A 15,913-nucleotide genomic window follows, 5' to 3' on the forward strand; every position below is an offset into this window, starting at 1 on the left:
TCAGTCGAACTCCGGCGCCTCGGTGCGAGACCGCTTGAGCTCCCAGAAGTGGGGGTAGGACGCGAAGATCACCGAGGCGTCCCACAGCTTGCCCGCCTCTTCCCCGCGCGGGATCCGCGACAGCACCGGGCCGAAGAAAGCGACACCGTTGACGTGAATGGTGGGCGTCCCGACGTCGTCGCCGACGGCGTCCATGCCCTCGTGATGGCTCTTACGCAACGCGTCGTCGTATTTGTCGGTGGTCGCGGCCTCCGCCAGCTCGGCGGGCAGGCCCACCTCCGCCAGCGACTCGGCGATGACCCGGGTGAAGTCGGGGTCGGTCTCCCGGTAGCCCTGGTTGTGGATCCTGGTGCCCATCGCGGTGTACAGCGGGCCCAGCACCTCGCGTCCCTTCAGCTGCTCTGCGGCGATGGCGACACGCACCGGACCCCACGCCTTCTTCATCATCTCGACGTACTCCTCGGGCAGATCCCTGCCCTCATTGAGCACGGCGAGGCTCATCACGCGGAAATCGACCTCGATGTCGCGCACCTTCTGCACCTCGAGGATCCAGCGCGAGGTGATCCAGCACCACGGGCACAGCGGGTCGAACCAGAAACCGGCGACATCCTTCTCGGCCATCTACAGATCCTCTCGAACGCGATGTGGGCAGTCTTCCGTTCGGCACAACCATGCACCGCCGCCCTGTGTTCCCGTCGGCGACTAGTGTTGACCAGCGTGGCACTTCCTAACCTGACCCGCGACCAAGCCGCCGAACGCGCCGCCCTGGTGACCGTTGACAGCTATCACATCGCCCTCGACCTCACCGATGGTGGCGGCAGGCCCGGCGAGCGGACGTTCCGGTCGGTGACGACCGTCGAGTTCGACGCCACGGCCGGCGCCGACACCTATGTCGACCTCGCCGCCGACTCCGTGCGCAGCGCGACGCTCAACGGTGCCGACATCGACGTCTCCGGCTACGACGAATCGACCGGTATCCCGCTTCGTGGCCTCGCGGCACACAACACGCTGGTGGTCGACGCGGACTGCCGCTACTCCAACACCGGCGAGGGACTGCACCGATTCGTCGACCCGGTCGACGACGAGGTGTACCTCTACTCGCAGTTCGAGACCGCCGATGCCAAGCGCATGTTCGCGTGCTTCGATCAGCCCGACCTCAAGGCCGCGTTCGACGTCACCGTCATCGCACCCGCGCACTGGGAGGTCATCTCCAACGGCGCCACCGTCAGCGCGGAGCCCATCGACGGCAGCGACGGATCGGCCAAGAAGCACACCTTCAAGGCCACACCGCGGATGAGTACCTACCTCGTGGCACTGATCGCCGGGCCCTACGCCCGCTGGGACGACCAGTACTCCGACGACCACAGCGACATTCCCCTGGGCATCTTCTGCCGCAAATCGCTGGCCGAGTACATGGACGAAGAGCGCCTGTTCACCGAGACCAAGCAGGGATTCGCGTTCTACCACAACAACTTCGGCACCCCGTACGCGTTCGGCAAGTACGACCAGCTGTTCGTGCCGGAATTCAACGCCGGCGCGATGGAGAACGCGGGAGCGGTGACGTTCCTGGAGGACTACGTCTTCCGGTCCAAGGTGACCCGCGCCTCCTACGAGCGGCGCGCCGAGACGGTGCTGCACGAGATGGCACACATGTGGTTCGGCGACCTGGTCACCATGCAGTGGTGGGATGACCTGTGGCTCAACGAATCCTTCGCGACGTTCGCCTCGGTGCTGTGCCAGGCCGAGGCCACCGAGTACACGCAGGCCTGGACGACGTTCGCCAACGTGGAGAAGTCGTGGGCCTACCGGCAGGATCAGCTGCCGTCCACCCACCCGGTGGCCGCCGACATCCCCGACCTGCATGCCGTGGAGGTCAACTTCGACGGCATCACCTACGCCAAGGGCGCCAGCGTCCTCAAGCAACTGGTCGCCTACGTCGGCCTGGAGGCATTCCTCGCCGGCCTGCGCGACTACTTCCGCGACCACGCGTTCGGCAACGCCACGTTCTCGGATCTGCTTGGCGCGCTGGAGAAGTCCTCGGGTCGCGACCTGTCGGGCTGGGGTAGGCAGTGGCTCAAGACCACCGGCCTGAACACGCTGCGCCCGGATTTCGACGTCGCCGACGACGGCACGTTCAGTCGGTTCGCCATCGACCAGGGCGGCGCCAAGCCCGGCGAGGGTGAGACCAGGGTGCACCGGCTCGCGGTCGGCATCTACGACGACGACGCCTCCGGCAAGTTGGTCCGGGTGCACCGCGAAGAACTCGACGTCGAAGGATCCTCCACCGATGCGCCCGGGCTGCACGGTGTTTCGCGCGGCAAGTTGATTCTGGTCAACGACGACGACCTGACCTACTGCTCGCTGCGGCTGGATCCCGACTCCCTGCAGACGGTACTGAGCCGCATCGCCGACATCGCCGAACCGCTGCCCCGCACGCTGGCATGGTCGGCGGCGTGGGAGATGACCCGCGACGCCGAACTGCGCGCCCGCGATTTCGTGGCGCTGGTGATGAGCGGTCTGCACGCCGAGTCCGAAGTCGGTGTCGCGCAACGGCTGGTGCTGCAAGCCCAGACCACGCTCAGCTCGTACGCCGACCCCGCGTGGGCGACCGAGAACGGCTGGCCGGCCTTCGGGGACACGCTGCTGGACCTGGCCCGCGAATCGGATCCCGGTTCGGACCATCAGCTGGCGTTCGTCAACGCGCTGTGCACCTCGGTGCTGTCCCCCAACCACGTCGCCGTTCTGTCGACGCTGCTCGACAACGAGCCCGCCGCGGTGAACCTCAGCGGCCTGGTGATCGACACCGACCTGCGGTGGCGCATCGTGACCGCGCTGGCGCGCGCCGGGGTGCTCGACGCCGACGGCACCGCGACACCCTTCATCGACGCCGAGGCCGCGAACGACCGCACCGCGGCCGGGCGCAGGCAGGCGGCGGCCGCGGCCGCGGCCCGACCGCAGGCCGCTGTCAAGGAAGCGGCATGGCAGCAGGTCGTCGAGGACGACACGCTCGCCAACATCACCGCGCGCGCGATCATCGGCGGGTTCGCCCAGCCGGGCCAGGGCGAGGTGCTCGCACCGTTCCGCGACCGGTACTTCGAGGCCATCTCGGGTGTGTGGGAACGACGCTCCAGCGAGGTCGCACAGACCGTCGTCGTCGGGCTCTACCCGTCGTGGGAGATCAGCCAGGATGCGCTGGACGCGGCGGACCGGTTCCTGGCCGACCCCGACGTGCCGCCGGCGCTGCGCCGGCTGGTGCTGGAGGGCCGCGCAGGGGTCGAGCGCTCGCTGCGGGCCCGCGCGTTCGACGTCTAACCCGTTCCACCCCCGTCCCCCGCGAGCGTGCGTGTCTGCGGGCGACACGCCGCTCGCAAAGGCGATTTCACGCACACTCGCGCTGCATGCTGTCCCGGTGGCGGTCAACAACACGCGCAGGGCCCGCGCCGCGCGGCGGCGTAAGCGCCGGGTCGCGGCCGTCGTCAACGACCTCACCGAGCAGCAGTGGGCGACGATCAAGGCGGCGTGGGACGGCTGCGCGTACTGCGGCAAGACCACCGGGACGATGCAGCGCGACTGCGTCATGGCGATTTCGCGCGGCGGCCGCTACACCGTCGACAATGTCGTTCCCGCCTGCGGGGCGTGCAACGCCAGCAAGTGCAACGACGAGGTGACCGGTTGGCTGCGGCGCAAGCGGCTCGACGAGCGGTTGTTCCTGGAGCGCTACGTTCGGATCCGTGCCGAACTCATGGCCGCGGTCACACGCGAGAGTGAAGCCACGGTCGTGGAATCAGGCTGAATCACAGCCCGGAATGCTATGTCGCCGAAGGCATGGCGGGGCACTGCTCGCCGAGCGATTCCGCGGCGTCGTTCATCGAGCGCGCCACCCGCTCGAAGTCGGTATCGGAGGGGCGGGCCTGCCCGTCCGGTTCCTCAGCCGCCGCGGTTTGCAGCGCCGCCAACTCCGCGGCGCCGTCGGCCCACCGACGCAGGTCGGTCTTGAGGTCGGCGGCGTCGACCGAGTCGACCGCGCCGCGCATGCGGTCGGCCATCTGCTGCTGCCGCTCGGCGACGGCCCGGTAGTCCTCGGGTCGTCCTCCACCGTTGAGCAGCGTGTCCCGCACCGCCGCGGCGTTGGCGTTCCACTGCCGCGCCACATCCTCGACGACGGCGCAGTCCGCAGTCGACACCGACCGACGACCAGCGGTCACCCACCACGCCAACCCACCGGCCACCACCACGACCACCACGGCCACGGCCACCCACAGCCACCGGCGCCGGGAGCGCTGCCCACTCATCGCGGCACCGACGCGCCCGGGCGCATGGGATCCAGTTCCAGGATGCCGCCCGCGGGCGTGGGCACATACATCGTCAGCCGCGGATTCTCCACCTGGATGCGGTAGATGTCCTTGATGTCGATCGGGTTCCAGTCGTTGAATCCCCACGGCACCGAGATCTTGCCGGTGGCCTGGTGCACGTGTTCGGCCTCGAACTGATAGTCAACCCACTGCGCCTGGTGCCACATGCCGTCCTGCTGCACCCATCGCACGTGACCCTCGGCGTTGCTGAAGGACTCGCCGACCACCCGGATGCGGTACGCCTCCTGCAGCACCACCGGCGGTTTCTCCCCCCAACCATTCGGAGGCGGCGACACCACGTCCTGCAGCCCTGTCGTTCCCCCCACCACCGGCGGGACAACGGGCTTCTCCCACGGCCTCGACGGCGGGAACGGTCCGACCGGCGGCCCTCCGCCCGGGCCGGGCGGGTATGCCTGGCCGTACTCCCACCGGCCACCCCCGGGCGCGGAGTCCGGCGGTGGTGGCGGATCAAACGGGTAGCGCCACCCCTGGTCGCCCTCACCCTGCACGAAGGACGGTCCGTCCTCGTCGTCCGCACCCTGCCCCGACGTGGGCCCCTTCTCGGGGACCGTGCCCGCGCCCAGGGCCTGATACTCGGAGGAGATGGTGCCGATGCGACCGGCTATGACGTTCAATTCAGCATTGGAGCGCTCCACTATCTCGGCGAGCTCACCGCTGCCCTGGCTGATGACCGGGTAGAGCATGCTCTCACCCAGCGGCGTCGGCGGAACCCCGGCGGCAGCGGTGCGCACCCGCTCGCGAACCGAGTCCAGATCGCGTCGGCCCGACTGCACGACCTCCGCCGATCGGTCGATCTCGGCGCGCAGACGTTGGTCCAGCCGGGCGGCCTCGCCCAATACCACCGCGTGGCGTTCGTTGGCAGACTCGTAGGCGTCGGCGGCGGCCCCGGCCCACGCGGCGCCGGGAGCAGCACCGCGCACGTCGCCCTGAAGTCGGGTCAGCGCAGAACTCGCGTCGTAGGCCGACCCGTCCTGCGGCACCCCGTCACCGAACGTCCCCCGCGCCCTGGACCAGATCGCCATGAAAGCTTCGAGCGCAGACACCGGTCACCGTCCCTCCATGCAGTCAAGGGTAGGGCCTGCCGACAACCGTGTGGCGCAGCTCTTTCCGCACGACTGCGGAGCAAGGCCCTCAGACTGCACGGTGAATCAGCGGGGCGAGACCCCCGCCGAGAGCACCCGGATGCCGCTGATCAGACCATCGATGAGGTTGCCCTCCTTGAAGGAGGCGGCAGCTGCGGACACCCCGAGCGGCGCGGCCTCCTCGATGCCCCGGCCCTTGACCTGTGAGCCGTAGACGACCTCGATGAGCTTCTGGTTGGGCGACACGGCCAGCAACACGGCGTTGTCCGGCGTGGCCACCCGGGCCAGGATGTCGCGCGCCGCGGCGGCGGAGTCCGCGCCGAGGTCGCCGATGTAGACCGCAAAGCGGGCCTTGGCCGCGCGGGAACCGAACTTCAGCGCGTTGTCCAGGATCACCAGGTCTTTGATCGGGAACGGGTAGTGCACCGACAGCTCACCGGGCTCGGTGACACCGGAGATGCGTCCGCTGGCGGTGATCGCCGAGCCGTAGGGCAGCTCGGCCAGGTCACGCCCGCCTGTACGCGTCAGCTCACCACTTGCCACTTGCGCCACCCCCGATCGTCAGATGCGAGCCATGGCCGCCGTGACCATGGTCGGCCGGTTCGTCAGCCGCCCACAGGATGGGCTCGTGCGTCCACTTCTCCGAGAGCTCGTAGGTGGCCGGATGCGGCCCCTTCTTGGTGAAGATGAACAGCGACAGGAAGCCGGCCAGCGCCAGCGGTACGAGTAAGAAACTCGCGTGCACAAGGGCTGTTGAGTTCACCTGCAAACCGTATCGCACCGCCTGGTCAGGCCGCGCCCTCACCCAGATATCTGACCCAGGCCGGGTCGAGCTCCTTGACGCTGGACAGCAGGCGCCAGTGCTGGCCCTTCGGAGGTAGCGGCGTGGTGTGCAGCGACCAACCCAACTCGCTGAGCAGCCGGTCGGCTTTGCGGTGGTTGCACGCCGAGCACGCCGCCACGCAGTTCTCCCACGTGTGACCGCCGCCGCGGCTGCGCGGGACGACGTGGTCGACGGTGTCGGCCTTGGCACCGCAGTAGGCGCAGCGGAACCTGTCGCGGTGCATCAGCGCCGCCCTCGTCATCGGGACACGCGCCCGGTACGGCACCCGCACGTACGTCCGCAGCCGGATCACCGTGGGGACGACCACCGACCGCGTCGCCGAATGGATGACCGGCCCCACCGGGTCGTCATGCACGACGTCGGCCTTGCCGCACATCAGCATGACCACCGCGCGGCGCATCGGGAGAGCGGTCAGGGGCTCATAGGTGGAATTCAGCAGAAGCACCCGGCGCCGACCCCAGATCGACGGCTCCGGCACGGTGGCAGGGAGGGAATCGACTGCGGGGGCCACGCTGTGCAGCGCGAACGGCACTGTCGTCGATGACGACCCGGATGAGCCCGCCGCGGCCCGGTGATTCCGGTGGCCGCGTCCATTCTTGCGCTGCGCCATACGTCCTCCGACGACAGTCCACCATGGATCTGCACAGATCGCACGGCAATTCTCGACGTGTTCGCTGGTCAGTCCGATGAACATCGCGTAACCGGTCGTCGGCCGCGCCCCACACGCCGTCCGCTCGCAGAGCCCGCACGGGCGATGGCCCACAATGGAGGCAATGGACCCGCAGAGCAAGCAGCAGTCGTTCTATGACGCGGTGGGCGGACACGCAACGTTCCGCACCATCGTGTCGCGGTTCTACGAGCTAGTCCGGGAGGACGAGATTCTTCGCCCGCTCTATCCCGAGGACGACCTCGACGGTGCCGAGGAGAGGCTGCGCATGTTCCTCGAGCAGTACTGGGGCGGCCCGCGCACCTACTCCGAGCAGCGTGGCCACCCCCGGTTGCGGATGCGTCACGCGCCCTTCCGCGTGGGCTACCTCGAGCGCGACGCGTGGCTGCGCTGCATGCACACCGCCGTCGCCGAGATCGACTCCCAGACGCTGGACGATCCGCATCGCCAGGAACTGCTCAACTATCTGGAGATGGCGGCCCAGTCGATGGTGAATTCGCCGTTCTGAACCGCTGCGCTGATCCGCGCACCGCGGTTCAGCGCAGCACCACCGCGGGGTCGCCCCGCCGTCGGTAGACCGTCCCGAACCGGGCATCGATACGCAGCCACGCCGGCGTCGCCCGCACCCGCACCACCTCGTCGGCGCCCACCGACTCCGGCGCGAAGCGGTCCTGCGACGGCGACTGCGGCAGGAACCCCATCGCCGTCAGCGCGAACACGCACCGCATCGGGATGCCGACGCTGTCCTGCCCCGCCGTCACCCGCACCACCTCCTGGTCCAGCAGCGACGCCGGCGGACCGTGGGCACTCGAATGCTCCTTCGCCAGACTCAACCCCTGCTGCGCCAGATCGAGCACCGCCCGGGCGGGCACATCGTCGAGGTGCACGAATCCCGATTCCGGAGGCAGGACACCGCGCCACGCCGAATCCATGCCGAAACCAGTGGCGACGTACCCGTCGTCGGCCATCGCCCGCAGACCCGGCAACAGCGCGTCTGCGCCCGCACACAGGTCGGCGGGCCGGATCCGGCCGGCCACGGCTCGGCTGGCGAGCACGTCGAAGCCGGTGGCCGCCCAGGCGACGATCACACCGCCCGAACGTTCCCGCAGCCGAATGACGGTGGCCTCGTCCAACCGCAGCGCGCGCTCGGTGAACGTCGCGAGGTCTTCCCGGTGGGCGGCCCTGTCCTGCGGACCGAGCCACACGCCACGCTCACCGGCCGTCATCGTGTCCAGCGGTGCAGATATTCGCGTTGGGCGTCCGAAAGCCGCTGCAGCCGTTGCTCTTCGATGTGCACCGCGGCCAGCTGGGTCTCTGCGATGACCGCGGGCCGCGAGTCGGCCGGCGCGCCGACCGAGCGCACCTCGTAGCCCACGGTGAAGTCGACCGCGCGCACCCGCTTGGACCACATCGTGACCTGAAGCGGCGAATCGATCAGCCGGAGTTGAGCCTTGTAGGCGATCTTCACCTCCGCGATCAACAACCCGATGGTCGTGATCTCGTCGCCGAACGGCTCGGTCAGGAACGGGATTCTGGCCTCTTCCAGGATCGTGACCATGGTGGCGTGATTGATGTGCTGATACATGTCGATGTCCGACCACCGCACATGCACCGGCGCCGTGAACCCGCGGTGATCGGTCACCCAGAGCTTCCCGTTCCACTCGTCCGCGTCATGCTGCGGATCTGACGAGCCGCCACCGACAGCGTCGCGAGGTCGTGCTCACCACTTTCGTACAGTTCCGTCAGGGTCCGGCGGGCCCGGCCGATCCGGGAACTGTTGGTCATCTCCCACTCGCCGATCTTCTCGACCCCGTTCTCGTCAGGCTCTCCGACCGCCAGCACGTCGAAGCACAGCGCCCGCAGCGACCCGTAGATGTCATCGCGAATGGCCAACCGCGCCAACGAATGCCACCGGTCGTTCCGGCTCAGCCGGGACACCGCGGTCAGCAGTCCGTCGGTACCCAGGTGATCCATCAGCGCGAAGTAGGCGTCGGCGACCTCGGCCGGGTCCCGGTCGATGATGTCGGCGATGTCGATCACGTCCAGCAGGCTGAACTGGTAGAGCCCCGTCGCGACCGTGTACGCCAGATCGTCGGGTACACCCTGGGCGCTGAACTCCCCCGCTTCCTTGGCGACGATCGCCCTGTCGTCCCCACGCAGCCACTCCGGCATCAGCGGGGTCAGGGCGGCCACCTTGTCGGCGAAGCGATTGATCTCGGCTCCCACGGCCAGCGGTTGCGGCCGGTAGTTGAGCAGCCAGCGCGCGGCACGGTCGATGAGCCGACGCAGGTCCAGGGTCATCCGGTCGGTCACCGCCACCGATGCACCGTTGACGCCTGCGGCGCGTATCTGGTGCCACACCCGTCCGAACCCGAAGATCGCGTCGCCGGCGGCAAAGCTGCGCACCGCATCGATGGGGGCGACACCGACGTCCTCGGTGACGCGGTAGGCGTAGGAAATGCCAGCGGCGTCAACGACATCGTTGACCAGCATGGTGGTGACGATCTCGCGGCGCAGCTGGTGCGACCGGATCTCGGGGGTGAATTGGTCGCGCAGCGTCGTCGGGAAATACGACGGGATCCGGGACGCGAACACCTCCTGGTCGGGCAGGTCTCCGGCGAGCAGATCGTCCTTCAGCGCCAACTTGACGTGGGCCATCAGGGTGGCCAGTTCCGGTGACGTCAGGCCCATCCCCGCGTCGGCGCGGCGCTTGATCTCTTTCTCCGACGGCAGCGCCTCCAGTTCGCGGTTGAGGCCGCGATGATCGACGAAATCCTTGATCATTCGGGCGTGCACTGAGAGCAGGCTGGCGGCGTTGGCCCGGCTGGTTCCCATCAGATCGTTCTGACTCTCGTTGTCGGCCAACACGAGCCGGCCGACCTCGTCGGTCATCGACAGCAGCACGTCGGTGCGTTCCTCGACACTGATCTTGCCCGCGGTGACCAGCGAGTCGATCAGGATCTTGATGTTGACCTCGTGGTCGGAGCAGTCCACCCCGGCGGAGTTGTCCATGGCATCGGTGTTCACGCGGCCACCGCACAGGTCGAACTCAGTCCTGCCGAGCGACGTCACCCCGAGATTGCCGCCCTCACCGATCACCTTGGCGCGCAACTGGTTTCCGTTGACCCGGACTGCGTCGTTGGCCCGGTCACCGACGTCGGCATCGGCTTCGGTCTCAGCCTTGACGTAGGTGCCGATGCCGCCGTTCCACAGCAGGTCCGCGGGCGCCTTGAGGATCGCCTTCATCAGGGCGGGCGGCGTCAGCTCCGTCACGGTCTCGTCGAGACCCAGTGCCGAGCGGGCCTCCGGGCTGATCGCGATGGACTTCTGGTCGCGACTGAACACTCCGCCGCCCGGGCTGATCAGGGACTTGTCATAGTCTTCCCAGCTGGACCTGGGCAGGTCGAATAGCCGGCGACGCTCCTCCCACGACGACGCCGCGTCCGGCGACGGGTCGATGAAGATGTGCCGATGGTCGAACGCCGCGAGCAGCCGGATGTGCTTGGACAACAGCATGCCGTTGCCGAACACGTCACCGCTCATGTCACCGACACCCACCACCGTGAAGTCCTCGGACTGGGTGTCCACGCCCATCTCGCGGAAGTGGCGCTTGACCGACTCCCATGCGCCCTTGGCGGTGATGCCCATCGCCTTGTGGTCGTAGCCCACCGAACCGCCGGAGGCGAACGCATCGCCCAGCCAGAACCCGTAGGACTTCGCGACTTCGTTGGCGATGTCGGAGAAGGTGGCGGTGCCCTTGTCGGCCGCCACCACCAGGTAGGCGTCGTCGCCGTCGCGGCGGATCACCTCGGTGGGCGCGACGACGTCACCACTGATCTTGTCGACGTTGTCGGTGATGTCGAGCAGACCGGCGATGAAGAGCCGGTAGCAGGCCACGCCCTCTTCCCGCGCGGCCTCACGGTCCAGCGCCGCATCTCCCGTCGGCGCCGGCGGCCTCTTCACCACGAAACCGCCCTTGGCGCCCACCGGCACGATGACCGCGTTCTTGACCGCCTGCGCTTTGACGAGCCCCAGGATCTCGGTGCGGAAGTCCTCGCGCCGGTCCGACCACCGCAGGCCACCGCGAGCCACGAAACCGAAGCGCAGGTGCACACCCTCGACACGGGGTGAGTACACGAAGATCTCGAACTTCGGCCGGGGCAACGGCAGCTCATCGATGAGTTCGGGATTGAGCTTGAACGACAACACATTCCGGGCACGGGCCGAGTCGGGGCTGGTGATGAAGCAGTTGGTGCGCAGCGTCGCCTGGATCATCGAGGCGAACGCGCGCAACACCCTGTCGGTATCGAGGCTGACCAGCGCGTCGATGTCGGCGGCGACGGCGGCGACGGCCGCCTGCGCGTCCAGGTTCGCGCCGCCCGGGTTCCCCTCGCCGGGGGTGGCCGACGGAACGAACAAGGCCTCGAACAGGGCCACGAGCGAGCGCGCGGTCCCGGCGTTGTCGTTGAGCACCGTCTCGATGTGGGACTGGCTGTAGGAGAAGCCGGCTTGCTTGAGGTACTTCGCGTAGGCACGCAGAATCGCGACCTGCTGCCAGGTCAGCCCCGCGCGCAGCACCAGCTCGTTGAACCGGTCGATCTCGGCGTTGCCGTGCCAGATGGCGGTGACGGTGTCGGCGAAACGCTGTGCGGTGTCCTCACGTTCGGGCCCCTTCGGCGCCTCGGGGATACCGCGGTGCGGGGAGACCTTGAACTGGTAGATCCACACCGGCAGGCCGTCGGGACGCGCGACCGTGAACGGCCGTTCCTCCAGCACCACGACACCCATCGATTGCAGCATCGGCAACAGTTGGCTCAGCGACGCCGACTGACCGCCCAGATACCAGACGAGGTGGGACACGCCCGTATCAGCGTCGTCGTCACTGTCGGTGAGCACCAGCTTGACCGAGTTGTCCTGCAGCTGTTCGATGATCGCGATGTCATCGATCGCGTGCTCCGGCGGGATCGCCTGCTTGTACACCTCCGAGAAGGCGGTCGCGTAGTGCTCGGCGGTGGTCTGGTCGATCGGACCGCCCGCCCGCACGGCACCGAACAGCCGGTCGGCCCAGGTGCGGGTGGCCTCGGTGAGCAGATCCTGGATGCGCGACTCGTTGGCGTCCGAGACATCGACGTCCTGCTGCCGGGACCCCTCGGGCAGACGGACCGTGAAATGGACCAGCGCCCACGGTGATTCACTGACCCGTGCGGCGTAGTCGATGCTGACGCCGCCGAGCTCACGCACCAGGATGTCCTGCATCTCGAGGCGCACCGCGGTGGTGTAGCGGTCGCGCGGCAGGTACACCAGGCACGACACGAAATGCGCCAGTGGGTCCGCGCGCATGAACAGCAGCGTGCGACGCCGAGATCCGAGGTCGACCACCGCCCTGGCCATGTCGAGCAGACCCCGGGCGCTGAGCGCGAACAATTCCGAGCGCGGGATCGTCTGGATGATGTCGAGCAGCAACTGCCCGGGATCGCTGGGGTCGCGATGTGCCATGGCCAGGGCGTCGTTGACGCGGCGGGACACCAGCGGGATCTCCAGGACGTTGGCGTTCATCGCCGCGACGGTGAACAGGCCGACGAAGCGGTGCTCGACGGCTGCCGAGTCGTCGGCGTCCTCGGTCTGTTCCCGCACGACGATGATCTGCGGGTAGGCCCCGTAGCGCAGAAAGCTGGGGATCGTGGCCTGCGCCAGCGCCAGCAGTTCGTCCTTGTTCGTCAGCTGCGGAAGGACGTCCTGGCGCAGTCGCAGCACGCCGAGGCGGCTGGAGGTGTCGACCGTGGCCTCGCCGTCGCGCACCGGGCAGCGTTGGTAGCCGAGCAGCACGAAGTGTCCGTCGGCGAGCCAGCGCAGCAGAGCGGCGACATCTTTGCGATCGGGACTGGGGAAGCGCCGGCCGGAGTCGCCTTCGAGTTCGGCGGCCAGGATCCGCAGCGCCGCAGCCATGTCGGTGGAATCCAGCGCCACCTGCCGCGCGTCGGCCAACACCCTGGGCAGAAGCCGCTCGGCCTCCGTGAGCGCGCGCCGGTCCACTGAACTGGACAGCTGGACATGCACCCAGGTCTCGACGACGCCGTCGGAGAACGTGGCGTCGGCGGCGGGAACGATGTCGAGCAACTCGCCACCCGCACCGCGGCGGACCCGGAACACCGGGTTCATGATGGCCTTGTAGGCCACACCGATCCGGTGCAGCAGCACGGTGATCGAGTCCATCAGCATCGACGCGTTGTCGGTGACGATCTGCAGCGCCGGCCCGAAGCCGCCCGCATCGTCGGTGCCGTAGACGCCGACGCGGGTGGCGCCGGGCGAGCGCTGACCACCGAGGCGCAACTGCGCACCGATCAACGCAGCGGTGTTGAGCGCGTCGCCGCCCTGTCTGCGCAGCGGGCCGGTCAGGGCGGCCTCGGTGCCGGGAGCACCACCGTGCGGCCCCCGGTAGGTCGCCAGATAGGCGGGTACGAGCCTGTCGATGGTCTCAGCGGATACCGAAGGGCTGTTCACGGCCCCGGGATTCAACGACATTCGCCCGCTCCTGATTCGCACGTGCGCACCGGCCGTCGTTGGCTGCAACCGGCCGCTTGGCTGTGTTGACTACTGCGTGCGCCCGAAGCCGGTTACCTGGTCCGCACGACGAGACTAGTCCCGAGTCAGCTTCCGGTGGGTCACCCTGTGCGGACGCGCTGCATCTGCGCCGAGTCGCTCGATCTTGTTCTCCTCGTAGCCACCGAAGTTGCCCTCGAACCAGAACCATTTGGCTTCGTTCTCGCCGTCGCCCTCCCACGCCAGGATGTGCGTGCAGGTGCGGTCGAGGAACCAGCGATCGTGGCTGATGACCACCGCGCAACCGGGGAAGTTCTCCAGCGCGTTCTCCAGCGAACTCAGGGTCTCGACGTCGAGGTCGTTGGTCGGCTCGTCGAGCAGGATCAGGTTGCCGCCCTCTTTGAGCGTCAGCGCCAGGTTCAACCGGTTTCGCTCACCGCCGGAGAGCACTCCTGCCGGCTTCTGCTGATCGGGGCCCTTGAACCCGAACGCCGACACGTAGGCGCGCGACGGCACCTCGTTCTGCCCGACCTCGATGTAGTCGAGGCCGTCGGAGACGACCTCCCACACGTTCTTCTTCGGGTCGATCCCGCCACGGTTCTGGTCGACGTAGCTCAGCTTGACCGTCTCGCCGACCTTCACGGTGCCGCTGTCGGGCTGCTCGAGACCGACGATGGTCTTGAACAACGTGGTCTTGCCGACGCCGTTGGGACCGATGACGCCGACGATGCCGTTGCGCGGCAGCGTGAACGACAGGTCTTTGATGAGCAACCGGCCGTCGAAGCCCTTGTCGAGGTGGGAGACCTCGACCACCACATTGCCCAGCCGGGGACCGGTCGGGATCTGGATCTCCTCGAAGTCGAGCTTGCGGGTCTTCTCCGCTTCGGCCGCCATCTCCTCGTAGCGACCGAGGCGCGCCTTGTTCTTCGCCTGGCGAGCCTTGGCCCCCGAGCGGACCCAGGCGAGTTCCTCTTGCAGACGCTTGTGCAGCTTGGCGTCCTTGCGGCCCTGTATCGCGACACGCTCGGCCTTTTTCTCCAGGTACGTGGAGTAGTTGCCCTCGTAGGGGTACGCGCGGCCGCGGTCGAGTTCGAGAATCCATTCCGCGACATTGTCGAGGAAGTAACGGTCGTGGGTGACGGCCAGGATGGCGCCCTTGTACTCGGCGAGGTGCTGCTCGAGCCACAGCACGCTCTCGGCGTCGAGGTGGTTGGTGGGCTCGTCGAGCAGCAGTAGGTCGGGCTTGGACAGCAGCAGCTTGCACAGCGCCACGCGGCGCTTCTCGCCACCGGACAGATGGGTCACCGGCTCGTCGGGCGGCGGACAGCGCAGTGCATCCATCGCCTGCTCGAGCTGACTGTCGATATCCCAGGCGTCGGCTGCGTCGAGCTCCTCCTGGAGCTTGCCCATCTCGTCCATGAGCTCATCGGTGTAGTCGGTCGCCATCAGCTCGGCGACCTCGTTGTACCGGTTCAGCTTGGCCTTGATGGCCACGCCCTCTTCGACGTTCTCGCGCACCGTCTTGGTTTCGTCGAGCTCGGGCTCCTGCATGAGGATGCCCACGCTCGCGCCTGGCTGCAGGAACGCGTCGCCGTTGTTGGCCTGATCCAGTCCGGCCATGATCCGCAAGACGCTCGACTTGCCGGCCCCGTTGGGTCCGACGACGCCGATCTTCGCGCCCGGAAGGAAGTTCAGCGTGACGTCGTCAAGGATGACCTTGTCGCCGTGCGCCTTGCGGACCTTCCGCATCGTGTAGATGAATTCGGCCATAGCCTCTGATGTTGCCTTTCTCGATCCCGTGCTCGATCCACGGGGTCACGTGGGACCTCCGCGATACTCGGGCCCCATCCTAGGCGCGGCCGTGTCGGCGGCGTTGGCCGCTAGGCACTCAGTGGCAGCGCCTCGGGGTCGGGCTCGGTGTCGCCCCGGCCGGTGACCGCGTCGGCCACATCGGTGTCATCGGGCTCGTTCCCGGCGCCAGGAGCTGCAGTTTCAGCTACGGGCTCGGGATGCCTGCGGTTCTCGATGCGGACGATGCACCGGGCCAGATCCGGCCCCACCGAGGTGGCGCGGATCTCCAGGGACGACCGGCGGTTGCCGTCGCGGTCTTCGTATTCGCTGGTGTACACGTTCCCAACAACGATGACCGGGTCACCCTTCCCGAGCCCCGCGCCCACGCCGGTGATCAGCCGTCCCCAGCAGTTCACCGTCGCGTACAAAGAATTGCCCGGCTCCCAGGAGCCGTCGGCGGTCCGCCGCCGCGAGTTGCTGGCCACGCGGAACTTGAACAGTTCCTGGTCGCCGACCCACTTGCGCTCCGGGCTGGTGACGATGGTGCCGACGACTGTGATGGGTGTCTCGAACATGGGCGTGCCTCTCTCCGATTCTCAGCTGCGGGTCAGGCACC

The 15,913-nt window shown here is 67.9% G+C and carries 14 protein-coding genes; 3 read left to right on the forward strand and 11 right to left on the reverse strand.

Annotated elements, in window-relative coordinates:
- Positions 1-621 (reverse strand): mycothiol-dependent nitroreductase Rv2466c family protein, encoded by a 621-nt coding sequence (locus tag EL337_RS18925; protein WP_048632060.1) that lies wholly within the window; start codon positions 619-621, stop codon positions 1-3.
- A gap of 96 nt (positions 622-717) precedes the next feature.
- Between EL337_RS18925 and pepN the strand changes: the two genes are divergently transcribed.
- Both pepN and EL337_RS18935 read left to right on the forward strand, forming a co-directional pair.
- A complete protein-coding gene (gene pepN, locus EL337_RS18930; RefSeq protein ID WP_048632059.1) occupies positions 718-3,312 on the forward strand; it encodes an aminopeptidase N in 2,595 nt (864 codons plus the stop codon).
- A 97-nt stretch (positions 3,313-3,409) separates the two neighbouring features.
- Complete coding sequence (locus EL337_RS18935) at positions 3,410-3,793, forward strand: HNH endonuclease (protein ID WP_109860084.1); 384 nt, start codon at positions 3,410-3,412, stop codon at positions 3,791-3,793.
- A 16-nt stretch (positions 3,794-3,809) separates the two neighbouring features.
- On the opposite strand, the gene EL337_RS18940 is transcribed toward EL337_RS18935, so the two are convergent.
- The 5 genes from EL337_RS18940 to EL337_RS18960 all read right to left on the reverse strand — a co-directional run bounded on the left by EL337_RS18940 (position 3,810) and on the right by EL337_RS18960 (position 6,909).
- Positions 3,810-4,292, reverse strand: a complete 483-nt coding sequence (locus EL337_RS18940; protein WP_126316615.1) for a hypothetical protein — start codon at positions 4,290-4,292, stop codon at positions 3,810-3,812.
- A complete protein-coding gene (locus EL337_RS18945; protein ID WP_232786779.1) occupies positions 4,289-5,395 on the reverse strand; it encodes an EspA/EspE family type VII secretion system effector in 1,107 nt (368 codons plus the stop codon). The genes EL337_RS18940 and EL337_RS18945 overlap by 4 nt, the downstream gene beginning before the upstream one ends.
- A gap of 126 nt (positions 5,396-5,521) precedes the next feature.
- Complete coding sequence (locus EL337_RS18950; protein WP_048632056.1) at positions 5,522-5,998, reverse strand: DUF5130 domain-containing protein; 477 nt, start codon at positions 5,996-5,998, stop codon at positions 5,522-5,524.
- Positions 5,985-6,218, reverse strand: coding sequence for an aa3-type cytochrome oxidase subunit CtaJ (ctaJ, locus tag EL337_RS18955; protein WP_370737144.1), 234 nt, complete (start codon positions 6,216-6,218; stop codon positions 5,985-5,987). Before ctaJ ends, EL337_RS18950 begins: the two co-directional genes overlap by 14 nt.
- A 25-nt stretch (positions 6,219-6,243) precedes the next feature.
- Positions 6,244-6,909 carry an HNH endonuclease gene (locus tag EL337_RS18960; protein ID WP_048632156.1) on the reverse strand — a complete coding sequence of 222 codons (666 nt, stop codon included), beginning with the start codon at positions 6,907-6,909 and terminating at the stop codon, positions 6,244-6,246.
- Positions 6,910-7,063: 154 nt separating this feature from the next.
- Here EL337_RS18960 and EL337_RS18965 point away from each other — a divergent pair, with 154 nt between their 5' ends.
- Positions 7,064-7,474: a globin gene (locus EL337_RS18965; RefSeq protein WP_048632054.1), complete on the forward strand. Its 411-nt coding sequence runs from the start codon at positions 7,064-7,066 to the stop codon at positions 7,472-7,474.
- A gap of 28 nt (positions 7,475-7,502) precedes the next feature.
- Here the strand turns inward: EL337_RS18965 and EL337_RS18970 are convergent, their stop codons facing one another.
- The 5 genes from EL337_RS18970 to EL337_RS18990 form a co-directional block, all read right to left on the reverse strand.
- Positions 7,503-8,192, reverse strand: a complete 690-nt coding sequence (locus tag EL337_RS18970) for a DUF8185 domain-containing protein (RefSeq protein ID WP_083443050.1) — start codon at positions 8,190-8,192, stop codon at positions 7,503-7,505.
- A complete protein-coding gene (locus EL337_RS18975) occupies positions 8,189-8,608 on the reverse strand; it encodes an acyl-CoA thioesterase (RefSeq protein ID WP_083443049.1) in 420 nt (139 codons plus the stop codon). The genes EL337_RS18970 and EL337_RS18975 overlap by 4 nt, the downstream gene beginning before the upstream one ends.
- Positions 8,605-13,488, reverse strand: coding sequence for an NAD-glutamate dehydrogenase (locus EL337_RS18980; protein WP_048632053.1), 4,884 nt, complete (start codon positions 13,486-13,488; stop codon positions 8,605-8,607). The genes EL337_RS18975 and EL337_RS18980 overlap by 4 nt, the downstream gene beginning before the upstream one ends.
- A gap of 114 nt (positions 13,489-13,602) precedes the next feature.
- Positions 13,603-15,276, reverse strand: a complete 1,674-nt coding sequence (gene ettA, locus EL337_RS18985) for an energy-dependent translational throttle protein EttA (RefSeq protein WP_048632052.1) — start codon at positions 15,274-15,276, stop codon at positions 13,603-13,605.
- Between the two features lie 110 nt (positions 15,277-15,386).
- A complete protein-coding gene (locus EL337_RS18990) occupies positions 15,387-15,872 on the reverse strand; it encodes a single-stranded DNA-binding protein (RefSeq protein WP_048632051.1) in 486 nt (161 codons plus the stop codon).
- Between the last annotated feature and the right edge of the window lie 41 nt (positions 15,873-15,913).

Origin of the sequence: Mycolicibacterium aurum, from assembly GCF_900637195.1 — a bacterium.
In the GTDB taxonomy this organism is placed as follows: Bacteria; Actinomycetota; Actinomycetes; order Mycobacteriales; family Mycobacteriaceae; genus Mycobacterium; species Mycobacterium aurum.